At 40.1% G+C, this 237-nt stretch carries 1 protein-coding gene; it reads left to right on the top strand.

What is annotated here, in order from left to right; translation table 11 throughout:
- Window positions 1-237, top strand: a 237-nt coding sequence (locus tag RMT89_RS45350) for a hypothetical protein (protein WP_315889586.1), incomplete at both ends; no start/stop codon positions are given.

Here is a 237-nt window from a genome sequence, read left to right as displayed (position 1 = left end):
CAATCAGAAGCAGATAAACAGTTGAAGGAAATTCAGAGACGCTATTCTGAAGTCTTGCAAGTAGGTAATACCTATATCAATCCGATGAAATTCGTTGATAGTGCAAGGACATACGTTGAAAGTGGTGATGCCTTCCTGACACGAACGCTCATGACTGGTATGGATATTGCTCAACTCAGTCATGAGATGTTAAACAAGTATTGTGAATTGAACCTTTCTTTGCCAGATGCATATGGC

This window comes from Streptomyces sp. P17, from assembly GCF_032436805.1.
GTDB lineage: Bacteria > Actinomycetota > Actinomycetes > Streptomycetales > Streptomycetaceae > Streptomyces.
This window is presented reverse-complemented; position numbering and strand designations above follow the sequence as displayed.